This is a genomic window from Pseudoalteromonas fuliginea (assembly GCF_000690055.1).
GTDB classification, from domain to species: Bacteria; Pseudomonadota; Gammaproteobacteria; order Enterobacterales; family Alteromonadaceae; genus Pseudoalteromonas; species Pseudoalteromonas fuliginea.
On sequence record NZ_JJNZ01000045.1, the window covers coordinates 12,133 to 30,106 of the forward strand.

The following is a 17,974-nucleotide window of genomic DNA, read 5'->3' on the forward strand; positions in this document are numbered from 1 at the left end:
AGCTCAGTGAATTAAAAAAGGGTTAGTGAACACACTAACCCTTTTTTGTATCGTAAATTTTATTGATACGAAATGTAATACCCAGGTACATGCGCTTGGGTATAAAAATGCCCGTCAATGTATGAATCTTGTATTAAAGTTCCAATATTTGCAGCGTTAATACGCATACGAGCCACCATTTCATGGACTGCTTCAGCGGTGAAAACGTCTTCGACTGGAGGGTCGCCAACAAAATTAGTAAACCACGGAAACCAGCTATTATCATTGCCACTTACGCTTTGGTCGGGGTGGTAGATACCGCCCTGCCAGCGATCAAATTTCAGACTTTCTAAACTAAATAGGCCAAAGTTTGCTTGCGTCATACATGCATCAGCGGCTTGGTATTCAGGGTAGCCAGAACTAGCAGCAAACTGATTGCACACATTGTGTGGGAGGTTGCTGGTATTTGCTGCAGAATATTCTACAGCTCTAAACATAACAGGACGAGAAGAGCTACCTGCGGGGAAAATAATATTTGCCGCGACAGGTGAATGCCAACGTTGATGATACATCGCAATTGATAGGCCTAAGTCCTCTTTGTTTATTGCAACGTTATCTGCATGTGTCCATGAGCCGCCAGGGTCAACAGGAGCGCCGCTATTATCGAATATTATTCCATGTTGGTTTGCCTCCAGATGGTTAAGTAGGTTTGGCGTTGTATTGTCGACAACCGTTACTGGGATCATGCTACTAGCTGCACTAGGTGTATAATTTATAGCTGGGTTGTTTAATGCTTTCCAGCATAATAAGCCATAACCATAACCGTTATTTATCATCGGGCAGTTTGCCATATTTGCAGATGACTGGTTGCTTTGATAAGTGTGATTAACCGATGCAGCAGCGGCTTCACCTGTGCCTACCAATACTCCCCACGACTGAAGTGTTATTTGTGCATACGGTAGTTCACTTTCAGGCAAATAGAGTGTGGTGCTAGATATTAAGTTAAGCGCTAAATCGAACTCATAGAGTACTACCGGACGCATTTTACTTTGTTTTTGCTTGGGGTATTGGGCTATCACGGTTTGCTTTGCAGGTGGGGTTTGATATTGCTCATTTACTTGGGCTAACAAATAAACACGATGCTTTGATATATAGCTATTTAGCAATTTTTTTATATGCCAAGTTGATAGTTTGCGAGATTTTAAAATGCTAGCGTGGTTATCGGTTAATTGCAGTGTATTGCCTTGCTGCAAAACCCATGTGTGCCCACTTAAACCAATTACTTTTGTTTGCTCAAAAATATATTGGTTTTGTTGATCATGACTCTGTGTATTTATAAGTGCTTTGCCATTTATTTGATAGCTTGAAAACGACACTTCCTCGTTGTGATACTGATGTAAGGGCGCCGAATATTGACCAAATAAAGCGGTTAATTCAATTCTAATAGTGTTATCTAATTCTTTAACAACCCACTGATCTTGCGCCTGCTGGTGGAAAGTTATTGGAGTGTATTGACCCTCCTTATCTACGCTGAATGCCTGCCATGTTGTTTCACACTTTGATATACATAACTTAGATGAGCGAATAAGCGCTTGTTGATTTTCTGAGGTGAAAGAGTCCTGTTCGTCTTCAAATTTAAATTGAAGTGGAGTGCCTCTTTCAGTGATCTCAAAAGAAAAAAGAATACGCCGCTGGTTACCGCTAACATGCAACGTATTGTGATTACTTTGGCCTAACTTAAGCTTTGAGTAAGTGTTTGAAGTGTGTGTTTTATCGGCGTTACCTAAAAAAGCGGAGCCATTATTATGTTGATGGCTTTGATCGCCTTCTTGGAGTTCTAAAAATTGTAAACGTTGAACACACGCTTCTTCTTTACAAGTTTGTAGTTGTATTTTGCGTTGCTGATACGCAAAATTAAACCAAGGTGTTTGAGCTAAATAGCTCTCTTGGTTTGCATAAAATAGTACGGGTAGTGTGCTTGTATCAAATTGTTTTGCTATAGCAACACAATGCATACTTGCTGTTATTGTAAGTGCAGTGATAAAAAGTGTAAGTAGTTTTTTCATGATGATTCCTTTGCTTTAAACATACAAAAGAGGGTAGGAAACACCTACCCTTTATAAGTTCGATTGCAGTGCTTAATATACAACCCCCTGCTGCTGCGAAGCATTAACACCCTGATTGAGCTGAATAGATAGCCAATTTTCTACATCACTACGAAGAGAAGCGGTGTTATCAGGACCTGACTGGCTGGCATAAAACCATAAACCGGTAGGCATGGGGGCGGTAACATTTGTGCCACAAGTAAAGTGATTAGCGGCATACATTACAGCGCCAGAGCTACCAAACTCAAAATGACTATCAGAATAACCGCCATAACCTCGTGCTTTAACATGGGCTTCTGAGTCGAGCGTGAAGTGGTAAACTTCGTTGGGTTGCAACAAAAATGGACTTACGTCAGATGAATCAAATCGAGCTCGCATTGTCGAATTTACGCTCGCTTCGTTACCTGAACGGGTAATTATGCCTGCAATATTAGTAATTAAATCACTGGCAAGTTGTGCATCGAGTAAGCTACCCGCATTGTCATTCACTATTGCAGCAGTAATACCTAAAGCTGCTTTTATAGTGCCCAGCACCGAGTTAATATCCCATCCAGTGTTAAAGCTCATTGCTGCACCACCGGCTTTATTAAACAATACAATCTCAGGAGCAGAACCAGGTAAATCAACGGCAAACTTTGCGCCATCGGCAGAGTGTGCATTAGTGGCTTTTGACCAAATTTGCTTTGCGGTCCCTTTTACATGGAAGCGCGAGGCATAAGTGCCTCTAACTTCTAAGTTTCCTGAACATGAATTACTTTGATTACAATCAAAACCCGCTTTATCGGCACACAGCATTTTTACCGAAAACTCAGTAGAGTTATGACTTATTGTGTTGTCGTAGCCATACGCTTTATGTTTTGACCAACGCTCACCATCGCCTGAATGAAATGCGCCGTAAGCAGTACTGGTAAAGTTAAGTCCGTGTTTAGACATTCCTTTATTGTCACTAGACGTTTCAGGTGCAGGTGATGATGGGGTTGAAGGGTAATTTGTTACCACAGTACCAGAGCCTGTATTTGGCACTACCATTTGGCAGGCACAGGCTGACTTTGGACCACCCTTTGCATCTTTATTTAATAACTCTTTAATTTCATTATAAGTAGTTGGATCCATTTCCTTGTTATAGCTTAAAACAGAGAGCCCTTTTTTCTTAGGCGCTGCGTAATTTTCAAACCACGCTTCAAATAATCGTGGATTGTTTATTTCGACAAACTCAGCTAACGAAACCATTTTTTGCATTGTTAACCATTGCTTAAAAAGAGCCGGCTTATATTGTATAAGGTAGCGTGCAAGGTAATAGCTGTCCTCTGGTGAGTGATCAGCAAGCACCGTAGACCATAAATCAAGCGCATTTACGTCTATCTCTTTTATTTGGCTTAAGATTTCTTCGGCCTGATAAGTTGCTGTTAGTTTTTCAATATAATGATTGAGTACCGCTTCTTCATCGTTTTCAGCCATAAAATCAAGCAAAGAAAGCGAGTCAGTAGACCACGCAGAAATAGTCTGCCAAGTTTGTTTACTAACTTGAGCAGGTGCCATTGCACCATAATCATTTTCTAAAGCGGTAGTACGGTGGTTGGTATTTTCAACAGTACCTGCAAATGCAGTGGTACTTATGATTGCCATATACACAAGAGAACCTAAAGCAAGTGGTGTCATTAATGTACGTTTCATTTTTATTCCTCCATAAATAATAAATAAGCACAAATAATGTGCCCTTTTATATTGCTTGTTTATTTTCATCACGAAAGGAATTAGCAGGGTCAGCAGGGGGCGAGTTAGGTAAAAGTGAGAAAAGTAAGGGGGTGTAAACATGCTGGGCATTATTTTTTGAATTGAATAAATTTATATATATTTAAATACAATAACTTAAAAATAAATTTACCCGTTTTTACCCAATTGCCCCATGATTTTAAGTGTGATTTACCTCTCTTTGATGCACACTTTTTGAGTTGGTTTTGTATTTAATAGGTATGTAAATACAGCATCAACACTAGGATTAAGTAAATAAATGGAGGTAAATATAATGAAATATACAATTTTAATATCAAGTCTGTTACTAACAACCTTTGCGCATGCTCATAGTGCAAAAATGCTGCAAGAAGAATTTCAAGTTAACGCGCAAAACTGCCCTAAAAAGCAAACAATATTGCTCGCTTCGATGAAAATATCGACAGGAACGTTTTCATTTTTAAAAAGTGATACAAGTAGTGGGTGTACGGAAAAAAGGCTTTCTGCATCAGGTCGAGAAAGCCCGATGTTAGATTGTGGTCAGTTTGATGATTGGCGCTTAGCTTACGACATGGGAAACAATATGTGTGAGTCGTTACACTCAAATATGATGCGTTTTGACAATACATTAAACCCAGATATGCAAATATTTACTCGCTTTGAAGGCCCTTATGAATTTAAAGGGGACGAACATCATCAAAAATTTAAAGCCAACATGGGCGTTACATTAGCGTGTTATATCTGTGATACAGCAAAATAGTTAAACCGTAGCACGAGGTGATATAAGTGATACCTTGTGCTTTTTAATTCTGATTCAGGTTAAGTAACCTGAACTCTGGATAATAAATCTATCTCTAGCAGCTCTTTTCAGCGCTAACTGCGTTGAATTTACTTGCAATAGGCCAGCTATTGACGCGTAAATTCGTCTTGTTTTCATTGAAAATCTCTGGCTAGAGAAAAATAAATTTAAATATCACCATGATTCAATACGTTAGTAAATCTCTTAACCAGAGTTCAAGTTAAATAGTGAGGTGAGGCTTTAGCAAGTACTTCAAGCTTTTGTATTTGTTGTTTTAGTTTATGTAAATCATCATGCTCTTCATTGCAGTGGTTAATAACATAATGTGCGGTTTTTATTATATTACGCCAGCGTGGTTTTTTAGGCAGTGTTTTAATCGCTAAATAGCGCTCTAATGTACGCACCCGCAGCCGACCATCATCAATGTTTACTTTCCACATTTTACTTTCTTCTGCTAGCTCAATTCTTGTTTTTGAGCTTGTTTGTTCCCAAATGCTCAGCGATAGCGTCATAACTTCTACAATTAATTGGCGAGTGTCTTGCTCTGTGTAGGTAGCTTCGTTGGGGGCGGCGTTATTCACTGTATTTGGCGGTTTGCTTATTTGTGCTAAATATTTATAGCTGAGCAACATTCCTGCCATAAAGGCACTAAATACTGCTAATACATTATAAAGAGTGAAATAATTATGTTGTGGCTTATTTGGGAGAATATCGGCTTGCTTCAAGCGTAGCTGGTATAGATTGGCCGTATCAGTTCGATTTTGGCGTAACATTGTATTGTAATCTTCAAGCGTACTTAGCGCATCACGGTATTGTTTTGATTGCTGTTGTGATTGAGCGAGTGCGATGTAAAATAACTCTGTTAGTTGGCTGTTTTGATTGTGGTTTTTAGCTAACCCTTGTTTTAATAACACTTGTGCTTCAGTGTCATTACCTTCTAGTTGTTTTAGCTTTGCCTCTATTAATAGCGCCCGTTGGTCGACTTTGTCATTTTGAATAAGGCTACGGGTACGTTTTTGTGTTGCTAGCCATTTATGTGCCTCATTAAGTTTATTTTGAGCTAAAGCGATTTCAGCAAGTAGTAAGTAGGCGCGTGAAGCTTGAGTATGTGCACCACTATTGTTTAACTGCGTAAGCGTTGAATTTATAAGATTTATAGCTTTATCAAACTGTAACTTTTTAAAAAACACCTCAGCTAAGCTTATCAGCGTATGGTTTGCCTTTGTTTGATTGCCAAGTTGTGTATGTAGTAAATGTGCTTGTCGAAATGACACGATAGCATCATCTAATTGATTAATATCTCGCGATATATTACCTAAATTATTTAAAGTAACTGCTTGGCGTTTTAAGTCGTTTAATTGCTTAGCAATGTCGTAACTGTTTAAAAATAAAGTTAAAGCGGTGTCTAAATCCCCAAGCGCTTGATATACATTAGCAAGATCATTCGATGTTTGACCTTCATAACTTAAGTTTTTTAACTGCGTAGCAAGCTTTTGTGTTTTATGAAAATAAGTAAGAGATTGAATATAACCTCTTTGTCTGTATGCATTAATACCGAGTTGTCGCGTTACATGATATTGCTGTGAAATACTTAAACTTTGGCTAAGTAGTTGCTCAAGCTCTGAATTTGCTAAGGCTAAATCACCAGCTTGCCTATACAGTACAGCTAATTCTAATTTAGCCTCAAATGATGCTGTTGAGTGTGGCTTGAGTTTACTGATTTTTTGCTTGCAGGTTAAAATGTCACTCGTTATATCAACAGATTTATTTTGCTCACAAACACTTGCCGATACCGGATAAGAAAAAAGTAAAAATATAATAAAAACAATATTTAGAAACATCACTAAGTACGAGTTGCATTTTTGTTAAATTAAAAGTAACACAGTATTAACTTTACGTCATAAAGATTGTGTGACTATTAAATGTCACGTATTTTTTGTGCTGGATTTCCTACAACCACGGTATTAGCGGTTACGTCTTTGGTGACTACCGAGCCAGCACCAATCACGCTATTATCGCCAATGGTAATACCTGCTAAAACAATAGCTCCCGCGCCAATCCATACGTTATTACCTATAGTTATTGGTGCTGCAAAGTTTTCTTTCTGTAGTCTTTGTTTGGGCTCAACTGCATGAGATACCGCTAATAGCTGAACATTAGGGCCAATTAAGCAGTCACTGCCAATCGTTATTGCACCTTCATCAATTGGTGCATCTAATACAGTGCAATTAATGTTTATAAAAGTACGATCACCAATAGTGATCTGATTGCCGTAATCGCAGTGAAAACCAGCTTCAATTATAACGCCCTCACCACATTCCAAAAATAACTCTCTAATACGTTTTAAGTTGCCTTTGCTCGGACTTTTATTAAATAGGCGGCAGGTGTCGCCAGTTTGTTTGCGCAGCGCTAAATATTCTTTGTTTAAACTAGTAAATACTTGCATGTGGTTTCTTTTAAAATAAAGCTTATGGCATTCTACCTTTATTATTATTTGATTAAAGCTGCTTTAATTTCATTCATTCACTTGTCATTTAACTTGTTTCGTTTAAAATCTAATAACTTTCGAAACGAAACTTAATTTATGACTAAACGAAACACACAGCAACGTCGTCACAATATCTTGGTTCAAGTTAATGAGCTAGGTGAAGTCGTGGTTGAAAAGTTAGCAGAACAGTTTCAAACCTCCGAAGTAACCATTCGAAAAGATTTAACCGCGCTTGAAAAAAGTGGTTTATTGCTGCGCCGTTACGGTGGTGCTATTGCACTGCCTAAAGAGATTGTTAGCGATGAAATAGATTCAAAGCGTAAAGTCGCAATAGCAAAAGCTGCAGCAAAACTTATAAAAGATCATAACCGAATTATTATAGATAGCGGGCGCACTACTGCTGCGATGATCCCCGAGCTTGCAAATAAGCGTGGGTTAGTTGTTATGACCAATGCCATTAAAGTCGCGAGTCGTTTACTATCACTTGAAAACGAGCCGACACTTTTGATGACCGGTGGAACATGGGACCCGCATTCTGAGTCGTTTCAGGGGCAAGTTGCCGAAAATGTATTATGCTCTTACGACTTCGATCAGCTCTTTATTGGTGCTGATGGCATAGATGTAAAACGTGGCACAACCACTTTTAATGAGCTGGTGGGTTTGAGCCAAGTTATGGCAAAAGCGGCACGTGAAGTAATCGTAATGGTTGAATCCGACAAGATTGGCCGAAAAATACCAAATTTAGAATTACCGTGGAAAATAGTAACCACATTAATAACCGACAATGGCTTAGCTGACGATAAACGCAAGGCAATTGAGGCGTGTGGTGTAAAACTAATTTGCGCAGAGATTATACAATAGCTACTTAGTAGCAAGTATTTAAAAAATTAATGGAGACACTATGTGTGGAATAGTCGGGGCAGTTGCAGAACGTCCAGTAAACAAAATTTTAGTTGAAGGCCTTAAGCGTCTTGAATACCGTGGTTATGACTCAGCAGGCGTAGCATTGCTTGATGGCAACACACTTAATACTGTTAAAGCAGTAGGTAAAGTAGTTAACGTAGAAGCAGCGCTAGAAAAAGCAGGCGTTAGCGGTCATACAGGTATTGCACACACTCGCTGGGCAACACACGGTAGCGTAACAGAAGCCAATGCACATCCACATGTTTCAAATAGCCAGCTTGCACTTGTCCACAATGGTATTATTGAAAACCATGCAAGCTTACGTGCTGCGCTTAAAGGTGACGGCTATGAATTTTTATCAGACACCGATACCGAAGTTATGGTGCATTTAATTCATCAATTACGCCAACAACACACTACATTGTTAGCCTCTGTTCAAGCTGCTGTTAAACAGTTTGAAGGCGCTTTTGGTACCGTTGTATTTGATAAAGACAACGACAACGAAATTATTGTAGCGCGCTCAGGCAGCCCACTTGTTATTGGTTTAGGCCTTGGTGAAAACTTTATTGCCTCTGACCAACTTGCATTATTACCAGTTACTCGCAGCTTCATCTTTTTAGAAGAAGGCGACGTAGCGCGTATTACACGTGACACAGTAGAAATTTTTGATGAAAATGGCGACGCTGTAGAGCGAGAAGTGATTGAATCAAACATTACGCAAGATGCATCAGGCAAAGGCGACTACCGCCATTACATGCTAAAAGAAATTTACGAGCAGCCACTTGCTGTACGTAATACCCTTGAAGGACGTTTAAACGACGACCGCGTAGCAATTGATGCCTTTGGCGAAAGCGCTCAGCAAATATTTAAAGATGTGAAACACGTACAAATTATTGCCTGTGGTACGTCTTACCATTCAGGTATGGTTGCACGTTACTGGCTTGAGCAGTTTGCGGGTGTTAGCTGTAATGTAGAAATAGCTTCTGAATTTAGATACCGTCAGTCGTTTGTACACGAAAACAGCCTACTAGTTACTATTTCTCAATCGGGTGAAACAGCCGACACGCTAGCCGCATTACGCTTAGCTAAAGAGCAAGGTTACATGGCCTCAATGACCATTTGTAACGTACCGGGCTCATCGCTTGTACGCGAATCAGACCTTGCCTTTATGACCAAAGCGGGCGCTGAAATTGGCGTTGCATCGACTAAAGCGTTTACTACGCAATTAGTTGGTTTGTTAATGCTTACTGCGTCTATCGCGCAAGAAAAAGGCCTTGATCAAAGCGCGATTGTAAATGCAATTAAAGTACTTCCAGCTAAGTTAGAAGAAACATTACTACTCGCTGATGGTATTGCAGACCTTGCAGAAGAGTTTGCCGACAAGCACCATTCATTATTTTTAGGTCGTGGCTCGCAATACCCAATTGCAATGGAAGGTGCGCTTAAGCTTAAAGAGATTTCGTACATTCACGCAGAAGCCTACGCAGCGGGCGAGCTTAAACATGGGCCACTCGCGCTTATTGATGCCGACATGCCAATTATTGTTGTTGCACCTAATAACGAATTGCTAGAAAAGCTTAAATCAAATGTAGAAGAAGTACGCGCACGTGGCGGCATTATTTACGTATTCGCAGATAAAGATTCACACTTTGAGTCAGACGACACAATGCGTGTAATCAACGTAAACCACACTGACGACATTATTGCGCCAATTGTTTACACACTGCCATTGCAGCTACTGTCATACTACGTAGCGGTAATTAAAGGCACTGACGTTGACCAACCACGTAACTTAGCTAAATCGGTTACGGTTGAGTAAAATCAATAGGTTGGTAATTACCTGCTAAAGATAAAAAGGCGCTTAATGCGCCTTTTTAATATGTGCGCTCACTTAAGTCATAAGCAAAGTAGCCATAGGCAATTACTAACATCAAACCTAAAAATGATATGTGCATTATACGAGCTAAAATTAAGTCTATAGGCCGCGCGTGTCGCAAAATCGCTTCATCATTAACTATCGTAGCTTTTACTGACTTTTGCCGTCTAATAACTTTGCCATACATGCTTACTCTTATGCCTATTCCTTTGTCCCAAAGCGGCTCATGTACCCCTTCTTCGCGCAATTTTCTCTCAATGTGTTTCATTGTAATGCGAGTGAAGCATAAGGTTGAAATAAGATAGCTCATTATTATTGGTAAAGAGATAAATAAAAATATTTTTTCAGGCATTACATACATAATTTAAAACCAGTCAATGCTTGAGCTTAAATCATATAATTCGCCAGAAATAAACTTACCAACTTCATCACCCGCTTTACCGACCATGAATCCAGCCCCGAGGCCGGCTCCAATTAAGATAACCCAACCAACTGGCCCCATGGCAATTGCTATACCTACACCAGCTGTAACTGTTGCACTTCCGGCGCCAATGCCTGCGGCTGTCCCTAAACCAAGCCCTGTTGTTTCAACAATGGCACGTCGCTGCCAATCTTTACCTGCTTTGTAATCTTTATAAACGCTATCAGCTCGAAGACCAGCATCAACAGCAATGATAAACTTTCCTGCAAAATTAGAATTTTGTTCTAGTCTACGTAAGTGCTGTATGTTAGCTAAAGAAGTTAATTTGAGGGGAGTAGAAGTTCTTGCGCTTCTTGCTGTATCAATGCCTCGCTGTGCACTAGATCATATATTACCTTTCGCAGATGCTTTCACCTGGCCTTTGAATTTGACCATTTCCCTCTTAAATACAGTATTAAGCTCTAGGTGAGCTTGCTTAGCTCTGTTACCTAGCTTGATTAGTTCTAACTTAGGTTGTTTGTTTTGCGATGCTTTTCTTATTTCAATTAAGCTAGTTTGGTATTTTAGAATTGCTTTTCCAAATGAGCTCAATCTTACTTGGCTTGACTCTAGGGAAGTAAATGCCGCACCAGTAGCGGCAATAGCGTCAAAATTTCTACCTGAAAATTTTAGTTCTGTCAGTTTTCTTACTTTGTCCACGTATGGGGAGATTTCTGCGTCATATAGTGCGGCAATAGCCAAGGCATCTTCATCACCGAAGCTGTTTACTATAGTGCTGACATTTCTTTTTGTATGCTGAGGCCAAGACACAGTACTGTCAAGTGCGCAAGCTATGTCAGGACGAGAACGCCTAAAGTCGCTCATATCCCCAGACTGTGGGGATCTTAAAATAAAGGGGTTCCTTGAGGTATAAAATTACCTATAATATGAGGGTTATCTTCTCTAAATCGCTTTAGTTGCTCTAAATCACTGGTGTTAAATGGTAGACTTGCTCTGCTTTTTGTATTAAAGCATAAATCAAATTGAGACATGATATTTCCTTGTATCTAAAATTTATCCATCAGATTACAAAAAATAACACACCTGAAATGTTGAAATCAAGAGTACAGCGTGTTTAAGTTATTTTCGTAATGATTGATCTATTTGAAAAATAGTATTAATACAAAGCAATATCCAGGGGATAATCGTTGAATAAAACAAGGTTCATTTTATTAAAACCACTAATCTCTACTTAATAAGCGCTAAATACGCTAAAATTGCAGGCTAATTTTTTAGCAATGAGCCCGTAATAAATATGACCTCAGCCACAAGCCCTAGCACTTTTTCCGAACTTGGCCTTATTCCAGAGCTATTAGCTCGATTAACCGATTTGGAATATACCCAGCCTACATCTATTCAAGCTAAGGCTATACCTAGTGTGCTTGCGGGCAATGACTTAATTGCGGGGGCAAATACCGGCTCAGGTAAAACAGCAACCTTTGCTTTGCCTATGCTACAAACGCTATTTTTAGCGCAAGGTGCTAAAAAAGCAGCGAGCAAAGGCAACTTTGTAACAGGGCTTATTTTGGTACCTACTCGCGAGCTGGCAGTGCAGGTAGCCGATAGTGTTAAATCGTATTCTGCTAATTTTAATGGCGCCATTAAAACGGTGGCGGTATTTGGTGGTGTGTCGGTTAATACCCAGATGCAAGCACTTCGCGGCGGTGCTGATATCATTGTTGCAACGCCAGGGCGTTTACTCGACTTAATCTCAAGCAATGCGATTAAGCTCGATAAAGTAACAACCTTAGTACTTGATGAAGCTGACCGCATGTTAAGCCTTGGCTTTACTGAAGAGCTTGCTGAGCTATTAGCGCTTATGCCTGCTAAAAAACAAACCATGTTGTTTTCAGCGACTTTCCCAGAGCAAGTCACACAATTAACGCAAGAGCTGTTAACCAACCCTGTTGAAATACAAGTACAAAGCAAAGACGAAAGCACTTTAGTTCAGCGCGTATTTACGGTTAATAAAGGCGAGAAAACCACGGTTTTGGCGCATTTAATTAAGCAGCATAAATGGCGCCAAGCGCTGATTTTTGTCAACGCTAAAAAAGACTGTGAGCATTTAGCGGGCAAACTTGAAAAGCGTGGCGTGAATGCGCAAGTGTTCCATGGTGATAAAGGCCAAAGCGAGCGTACTCGCGTAATTGAAAAATTTAAAGCGGGTGAGATTGAAGTGCTTATTGCCACCGACATTGCCGCTCGTGGTTTAGATATTGAAAAGCTACCAGTAGTAATTAACTTTAACTTACCGCGCAGCCCTGCTGACTACATGCACCGTATTGGCCGAAGCGGCCGTGCCGGTGAAGTAGGTTTAGCGCTATCACTGATTGATTATGAAGACTTTCATCACTTTAGAATTATCGAAAAGAAAAACAAACTTCGCTTAGAGCGCGAAGAGGTAGCAGGTTTTGCTGTAAATCAGGCAAACCTCGATGCAGCACAAGCACTTAAAAACGATAAGCCAATGGCCAAGCCAGAAGGCACAGGTAAGAAAAAGAAGAAAAAAGCCAACCAAGAAGATGATGTATGGAGCGGCTGGCGCCGTAAGTAAAGCTACTTTTAATAGCGATATAAAACGAAAAAAGACGCAACTGCGTCTTTTTTATTGAGCTTGTATAATTAGAGTAATGCTCAACTAATAGCGTATTTTTTCTCAAATTCAGCCACTTGCTGTAAAGCCTCATCAACACTTTCTTGTAACTCACCACCCATTTTAGTCAGCTCATGGGGGAAGTCATCTTGCATCAATGTCATTAAGGCATACCAAATTGGTTTAAACTTGTCTTTTAAGGCGTGTTCAGGCAGTTCTAATAGCTCTTTTGTTTTATAAAACTGCTTTTTGGCCATAAGCAAGGTGAGGTAGATAGCCATCGCGTTATCGTAAAATTTTATATCATCGGTTTTATCATTGCTGTTGAGGTGTTGTATAAATAAGTTATAACTTTGTGGTAGTTTTTCAGCCCATAATAAAACCACTGAATAAATACATGTTATATATGAACTTGGCTGATCTTTATAAGCTGCTTTAGCCAGCTCAAGTGCTTTTTTTTGCTCATTACCTAGCTGAAAATAAAGCAAGGCTAATGGAATCAAGGAATCTTCCACACCGGCATCAATAGCTTGTGTAAAGTGATTTTTTGCTTTATCAAATTGTTGTTGTTCTTGATATAAAAAGCCCAAGTGTAAAAGAGCACTTTTTTCATTTATTTCAAATGCTTGTAGGTAATACTCTTCCGCTTTATCAAATTGCTGTTGTTTCTGATATAAAAAGCCTAGGTTAACCAGTGCATAAGAGTTGCCCTTTTCTATTGCCTGTAAGTAATACTTTTTTGCTTCGGGATACAATTTCTTTTCGTAATATAGATGACCAATAGTTCCTAAAACGTTTGCGCTATTTTTTTGCGATTTTATAAGTAGCTTAATCGCCTCATCGATCTTATTTTCATCCGTTAGCTGCCATGCCTCTTTTATGATTTCTTTATCTGAGGTTGAAAGGTCATTAACGAAGCTAGAATTTTTTACAGTTAAGTAGGCTTTAGTGCTTTCTTTCATTTCATGCTCAGTGTTTATATCTAAACCAGCATAGCTGAGCGCTTCACACATGTGATAAACGTAAGACTCATGAATTTTACCGCCGCGAATAGCACTTATAAAGCCTTTGGCTCTACGCTCAAGATCTGCTGGGTTGCACCACGACGTTAAAAAGTTAACTAACCACTCGACTTTTTGACGATCCTTTTTTCGACCAAAACGCATTAAATACCAAATATTAAAAAACCGTTCTTCAATTTTATAAATTTTATTTTTACCGATGGAAATAGACTCTACGATGCCATATTTAGTTTCGAGTTGCTTAAGCTGAGCCGATACAGTTTTACTTTGTAAGCGAGTTTTTTTAGCAATTTCTTTAGTGCTAATGCCGTCCCAGTTCATCGCTATAGTGTGTGTTATATCTTGTAAAGTATCAGGTAGGTCGTCCATGCGGTGCTTATATAGTGGGGTAGCATCATCGAGTATTTTTAATAAATCATCAAAAGCATTGCCGCCATCATCTATAAAAATATCAAATAGCATCACTATTGTTCTTGGTACTCCACCGGTTAAACGGCGTAAAGTTTCTATGCGCTCGGGGGTGTTTTTAATGATGAGAGCTATTTTTTTCTTTTGTTGTTCATCGCCCATACTGGCAAGAAAATCAAAACACTCTTGTTTATTTAAGCCTATAAGTTTAATAATTTTGAAAAATTCGTAAAACGGTTTTCCGTAGTCAAAATGCTGCTCGAGCATTTTAGTTGAACCACCAATGATTTTGAGAGTTGGCGATGTGAGGAGTATTTCTCTGAGCCTGCGTTGCTCTTTGTCTTTTAATTTGCCTAGTAGCTCGTCAATGTTGTCTATCAACAGTAATAGTTTTTTATTTTTCGCTTTTACTGATTTTTCTAAGTATGAAAAGCTTTTTAGTTCGTAATCGGCATCGTCAAAATGGCTTTCCATATCATCATGTATGGTTGCAAAGGCATCTTCCGCTGTGCATTGTAAGTAATCAGCAATTTCTTCCCATAGGCGGCTAAGTGAACGAATTTGATATTGTTCTTCTGAGAATTTTATCGGGATTAAAAAGTCAGTTAGCGTTGACTCTGCTTGTACAGCGAGTTTTATTTTTCTTAAAAGAGTTGTTTTGCCCTGACCTCGCTGACCGACAATTATAAAGTGTTGGCTAGGAACTTTGTAATCACTGTTTTTAATGTCATCAAAAATGTCGTCAAAGTCATGATTACGTACAACAAACTTAGCTAAAAATTCTGTTTCATCAATTTCATCAGGCGTGTATTTATAGCGTGAGTAATTAGTTTGCGACATTTTTGTTCCACCACATTCTTAAGATCGGAGAGTTAAATTGATAGGTTTTATTGTTGTCGTTGTTATTAATATAGCCATCGTATATTAATGAGTGCAGGCAATCTTTTGCTTCATTGCCGTCTAAGTTATGTTTACTGGCAATATTCATGATATCGAGAAAGTTAGTCTCTTTTTGGTTCGAAATAGCGTTCAGTACTTCTTTACTAAATAAATACTCATTTTTACCCAATGCGGTTTTAAGCTTACTTTGCCAGCTCTCAAAGTGATTGCGATTATCTAGTGCATTATGAATTGCTTGATCAATAACAGTTTGGTCAAGTTTTTGCTCTCTTCGATATATTTTTTTAATTTCTTGCGTAATGAGTTGGATATAAAATGGGATCAGCCAATGTATGGTATTAAGTAAATAGTCAATATCTGCTTGATTGAGCTTAATCTCCGCACTTTTAAATAGTTCGGTAGTAAACTTCTCTGCTTCGGGAGTCGTTAAAGGTGGGACTTTTATATTGTTTAAATCGTTAATGTGTTTAATTGCATCAATTTTGGATACTACGCTTTCTAAACCTATTGAGCCTGCGTAGATAAAAGTCACTTTTTGTGAAAACTTTTGATCTTGTCGTAATTCTCTATGGGCTTTTAGTAGGCTAATAGCGTTCTTAGGTTCTTCGTACTTTATTATGTTTTCAATGGTTTGAGCAAACTCATCAATCATAATAATGAGCTTTTGATCATGATCTAAATCTTTAATCAACCTGTGAAAAGCTTGTTTGTGATCTAGCATTTTGCCATCACCAAACTCAACGCCGTCCATCGTTATTGAAGCTATTTTTATGCTTTTAATTTTATCCCAGAAGTTTTTAGTTTTTGTTTTCAGGCTGGCAATGAAGTCTTCTTCCATTAGTGCATTAAAAACTTTTGACCAAAATTCTGCCTCGGAATCAGCAGACTCTGTATCAATATAAATGGGGATATAATTTGCTTTAGGTTCATCAACTATTTTATACATTATTGATGTTTTACCTACACGGCGAGGGGCGCAAAGGAGAATATGGCTACCGTTGTCTATTGCTTCCCATATGTCCTCTAGTTCATAGGGTCTATCCCAAAAGTTCGCACTTCTCGCAGCCTGACCAACAATGTTTTTCATATGCACCTCCTGACAAATTATATTTTGTTAGATTAGTTGGCAAATTATTTTTTGTCAAATGTTATGGCAAATTATAATTTGTTATTTTTTAAATTAGAGGAATCGTTTTTAAACGTATATTTGAGTAGATATAAAAAACCCGTGATTAGAAATCTAATTACGGGTTTTGTCATTTTGTGGCTTTAGCCCAAAACTTTAACTGGTCAATACACTATAAACTTAGTGTTCGTGAGCATGCTCTTCTTGTGCTATACCTAACCAAGTGATAGCAGCAGGTGGAAAAGTTAACTCTAGCTCACCTTCAACTTCTAGATCTTCTAGGTGTACTTGCAGTATGTGTTGAGCAATTGGGTCGGCAATATAAGCAAACTGACCATTTTGCGCCACTGTCATACTAAAGCTCATTCCTTCGGGCATTGTGGTTACGTCTGCTTGAGTAATATCTACTTGGCCTGCGAGTTCCCAGTGCATTTCGCCGTCATGGTCGTGTCCTGTAAGTACATTTAAAAAGCCAAGACTGTCGAGTACTAAAAAGTGTTCACCACTGGCTGAAAAAGAATAAGATACAGCACTTGCGCCATCAGCAAGTTGCCATTCTACTTCTTCCATTTCGGCATTTTCAGGATGAATGCTAAGTAATACTGAATCACTGCCATCGTGTCCTGCGGCTATGCCAAAAATTGTGTCGTTGTTTTTGTGGCCGTACAAAGTACCAATACGTTGAGCGCCTACGGCGTTTATATTTACAACTTTTTTAGCGTTGTATACATCACCTTGCTGGTGAGCAATCAATACACCATCGCCACAACCAAATACAACATAATCGTGATTTTGTGCTGCGCCGTGTAAATCGGGGCAGGTTACTTCTAACGTTTGCTCTAGTTCGTAATTACCATCGTGAAGATGATATACACCCACTTGATCGGGGAGTACTTTGGCATTAGATGTGCTACTTGCATCGTCTCGACGAATGGTTGAGAGTAAATGTTCACCGCGAGGCTCAGCTACACCATGCATGTTAATATCGTAGTTAATGCCAGTAAGTGTGGCTGTTGCATTGGTAATATCGTTATCGGTTAATACTTCAACCGAAGCAGAAGCGCCTGAATCTGCATCGCCATCGTAAAATATTGCTAATTGTCCGTCGTGAGTTATTAAGTGTGTAGGGCGGCTGCCGCTTGTAAGCTCGTAACTACTAAACACCGGGCTTTGCTCGTAATCATGTAAATGAGCGCCGTGATCTTCGCGCCACATACCGCCGTCTATAAATCCTAAGTAATCTTGAGTACGATTAGCAATAACAGCATAACGAAAGTCAGGTGATGCAGATAACGTGTTTGAGTCATCGTTTAATACAAACGTATCAAGTAGTGCGTTATCGTCTAAATCAAAAAAGCTCGCTTCGTTGCTGTCACCTGCCAGAACAGCAAGCCTGCCAAATGAGCTTATGGTATAGCCGTCGTCATGCTCGTCATCACTTTCATGCTCGTCATCTACCACAGCAATAGGATCTTTTTCTACAATGTTGGTTTCTGCATCGCCACAGGCGGTAATTAATGTGCTGCTTACTGCAAGTGCTATCAATTTTAGTTTGAATAATTTGGTCATATTAGTTTCCCTTTA

At 39.1% G+C, this 17,974-nt stretch carries 16 protein-coding genes; 5 read left to right on the top strand and 11 right to left on the bottom strand.

Annotated features, from left to right (window positions below; all coding sequences use genetic code 11):
- Nucleotides 1-59: 59 nt before the first annotated feature.
- Both DC53_RS07460 and DC53_RS07455 read right to left on the bottom strand, forming a co-directional pair.
- Complete coding sequence (locus tag DC53_RS07460) at nucleotides 60-2,045, bottom strand: hypothetical protein (RefSeq protein WP_033030522.1); 1,986 nt, start codon at nucleotides 2,043-2,045, stop codon at nucleotides 60-62.
- Between the two features lie 72 nt (nucleotides 2,046-2,117).
- A complete protein-coding gene (locus tag DC53_RS07455) occupies nucleotides 2,118-3,758 on the bottom strand; it encodes a hypothetical protein (RefSeq protein WP_033030524.1) in 1,641 nt (546 codons plus the stop codon).
- A 352-nt stretch (nucleotides 3,759-4,110) separates the two neighbouring features.
- Here DC53_RS07455 and DC53_RS07450 point away from each other — a divergent pair, with 352 nt between their 5' ends.
- Nucleotides 4,111-4,575 carry a hypothetical protein gene (locus tag DC53_RS07450; RefSeq protein ID WP_033030526.1) on the top strand — a complete coding sequence of 155 codons (465 nt, stop codon included), beginning with the start codon at nucleotides 4,111-4,113 and terminating at the stop codon, nucleotides 4,573-4,575.
- Nucleotides 4,576-4,829: 254 nt separating this feature from the next.
- On the opposite strand, the gene DC53_RS07445 is transcribed toward DC53_RS07450, so the two are convergent.
- Together DC53_RS07445 and DC53_RS07440 are read right to left on the bottom strand one after the other, a co-directional pair.
- Entirely contained in the window at nucleotides 4,830-6,455 is a 1,626-nt protein-coding gene (locus DC53_RS07445; protein WP_033030527.1) for a tetratricopeptide repeat protein, read from the bottom strand.
- Between the two features lie 77 nt (nucleotides 6,456-6,532).
- Nucleotides 6,533-7,060, bottom strand: a complete 528-nt coding sequence (locus DC53_RS07440) for a sugar O-acetyltransferase (RefSeq protein WP_033030529.1) — start codon at nucleotides 7,058-7,060, stop codon at nucleotides 6,533-6,535.
- Nucleotides 7,061-7,198: 138 nt separating this feature from the next.
- Between DC53_RS07440 and DC53_RS07435 the strand changes: the two genes are divergently transcribed.
- Nucleotides 7,199-7,963 (top strand): DeoR/GlpR family DNA-binding transcription regulator, encoded by a 765-nt coding sequence (locus tag DC53_RS07435; RefSeq protein ID WP_033030535.1) that lies wholly within the window; start codon nucleotides 7,199-7,201, stop codon nucleotides 7,961-7,963.
- Between the two features lie 40 nt (nucleotides 7,964-8,003).
- Nucleotides 8,004-9,824: a glutamine--fructose-6-phosphate transaminase (isomerizing) gene (gene glmS / locus DC53_RS07430; protein WP_033030540.1), complete on the top strand. Its 1,821-nt coding sequence runs from the start codon at nucleotides 8,004-8,006 to the stop codon at nucleotides 9,822-9,824.
- Between the two features lie 55 nt (nucleotides 9,825-9,879).
- Here the strand turns inward: glmS and DC53_RS07425 are convergent, their stop codons facing one another.
- Nucleotides 9,880-10,233 (bottom strand): hypothetical protein, encoded by a 354-nt coding sequence (locus DC53_RS07425; RefSeq protein WP_131649253.1) that lies wholly within the window; start codon nucleotides 10,231-10,233, stop codon nucleotides 9,880-9,882.
- Between the two features lie 12 nt (nucleotides 10,234-10,245).
- The gene (locus DC53_RS22175; RefSeq protein ID WP_157847574.1) at nucleotides 10,246-10,383 is read right to left on the bottom strand and encodes a hypothetical protein; all 138 of its coding nucleotides are present in this window, start codon (nucleotides 10,381-10,383) and stop codon (nucleotides 10,246-10,248) included.
- On the opposite strand from DC53_RS22175, the gene DC53_RS22685 reads away from it, so the two are divergent.
- Entirely contained in the window at nucleotides 10,382-10,510 is a 129-nt protein-coding gene (locus DC53_RS22685) for a hypothetical protein (RefSeq protein ID WP_275041486.1), read from the top strand. The genes DC53_RS22175 and DC53_RS22685 overlap by 2 nt on opposite strands.
- 176 nt (nucleotides 10,511-10,686) lie before the next feature.
- Here the strand turns inward: DC53_RS22685 and DC53_RS07420 are convergent, their stop codons facing one another.
- Nucleotides 10,687-11,112 carry a hypothetical protein gene (locus DC53_RS07420; protein ID WP_131649255.1) on the bottom strand — a complete coding sequence of 142 codons (426 nt, stop codon included), beginning with the start codon at nucleotides 11,110-11,112 and terminating at the stop codon, nucleotides 10,687-10,689.
- A gap of 74 nt (nucleotides 11,113-11,186) precedes the next feature.
- The gene (locus tag DC53_RS22180) at nucleotides 11,187-11,333 is read right to left on the bottom strand and encodes a hypothetical protein (RefSeq protein ID WP_157847575.1); all 147 of its coding nucleotides are present in this window, start codon (nucleotides 11,331-11,333) and stop codon (nucleotides 11,187-11,189) included.
- Nucleotides 11,334-11,596: 263 nt separating this feature from the next.
- Here DC53_RS22180 and DC53_RS07415 point away from each other — a divergent pair, with 263 nt between their 5' ends.
- Entirely contained in the window at nucleotides 11,597-12,895 is a 1,299-nt protein-coding gene (locus DC53_RS07415) for a DEAD/DEAH box helicase (protein ID WP_033030547.1), read from the top strand.
- 80 nt (nucleotides 12,896-12,975) lie between these two features.
- Here the strand turns inward: DC53_RS07415 and DC53_RS21705 are convergent, their stop codons facing one another.
- The 3 genes from DC53_RS21705 to DC53_RS07400 form a co-directional block, all read right to left on the bottom strand.
- Nucleotides 12,976-15,204, bottom strand: a complete 2,229-nt coding sequence (locus DC53_RS21705; RefSeq protein WP_033030549.1) for a tetratricopeptide repeat protein — start codon at nucleotides 15,202-15,204, stop codon at nucleotides 12,976-12,978.
- Entirely contained in the window at nucleotides 15,191-16,351 is a 1,161-nt protein-coding gene (locus DC53_RS07405; RefSeq protein ID WP_033030552.1) for an ATP-binding protein, read from the bottom strand. The genes DC53_RS21705 and DC53_RS07405 overlap by 14 nt, the downstream gene beginning before the upstream one ends.
- Nucleotides 16,352-16,570: 219 nt before the next feature.
- Nucleotides 16,571-17,959 carry a hypothetical protein gene (locus tag DC53_RS07400; protein ID WP_033030553.1) on the bottom strand — a complete coding sequence of 463 codons (1,389 nt, stop codon included), beginning with the start codon at nucleotides 17,957-17,959 and terminating at the stop codon, nucleotides 16,571-16,573.
- Nucleotides 17,960-17,974: the final 15 nt, after the last annotated feature.

Excerpts from the sequence above, each read along its gene's own strand:
- DC53_RS07460 (WP_033030522.1), bottom strand. The coding sequence starts at position 2,045 with ATGAAAAAACTACTTACACTTTTTATCACTGCACTTACAATAACAGCA.
- DC53_RS07455 (WP_033030524.1), bottom strand. The coding sequence starts at position 3,758 with ATGAAACGTACATTAATGACACCACTTGCTTTAGGTTCTCTTGTGTAT.
- DC53_RS07450 (WP_033030526.1), top strand. The coding sequence starts at position 4,111 with ATGAAATATACAATTTTAATATCAAGTCTGTTACTAACAACCTTTGCG.
- DC53_RS07445 (WP_033030527.1), bottom strand. The coding sequence starts at position 6,455 with ATGTTTCTAAATATTGTTTTTATTATATTTTTACTTTTTTCTTATCCG.
- DC53_RS07440 (WP_033030529.1), bottom strand. The coding sequence starts at position 7,060 with ATGCAAGTATTTACTAGTTTAAACAAAGAATATTTAGCGCTGCGCAAA.
- DC53_RS07435 (WP_033030535.1), top strand. The coding sequence starts at position 7,199 with ATGACTAAACGAAACACACAGCAACGTCGTCACAATATCTTGGTTCAA.
- glmS (WP_033030540.1), top strand. The coding sequence starts at position 8,004 with ATGTGTGGAATAGTCGGGGCAGTTGCAGAACGTCCAGTAAACAAAATT.
- DC53_RS07425 (WP_131649253.1), bottom strand. The coding sequence starts at position 10,233 with ATGCCTGAAAAAATATTTTTATTTATCTCTTTACCAATAATAATGAGC.
- DC53_RS22685 (WP_275041486.1), top strand. The coding sequence starts at position 10,382 with ATGGCAATTGCTATACCTACACCAGCTGTAACTGTTGCACTTCCGGCG.
- DC53_RS22175 (WP_157847574.1), bottom strand. The coding sequence starts at position 10,383 with ATGGGGCCAGTTGGTTGGGTTATCTTAATTGGAGCCGGCCTCGGGGCT.
- DC53_RS22180 (WP_157847575.1), bottom strand. The coding sequence starts at position 11,333 with ATGTCTCAATTTGATTTATGCTTTAATACAAAAAGCAGAGCAAGTCTA.
- DC53_RS07415 (WP_033030547.1), top strand. The coding sequence starts at position 11,597 with ATGACCTCAGCCACAAGCCCTAGCACTTTTTCCGAACTTGGCCTTATT.
- DC53_RS21705 (WP_033030549.1), bottom strand. The coding sequence starts at position 15,204 with ATGTCGCAAACTAATTACTCACGCTATAAATACACGCCTGATGAAATT.
- DC53_RS07405 (WP_033030552.1), bottom strand. The coding sequence starts at position 16,351 with ATGAAAAACATTGTTGGTCAGGCTGCGAGAAGTGCGAACTTTTGGGAT.
- DC53_RS07400 (WP_033030553.1), bottom strand. The coding sequence starts at position 17,959 with ATGACCAAATTATTCAAACTAAAATTGATAGCACTTGCAGTAAGCAGC.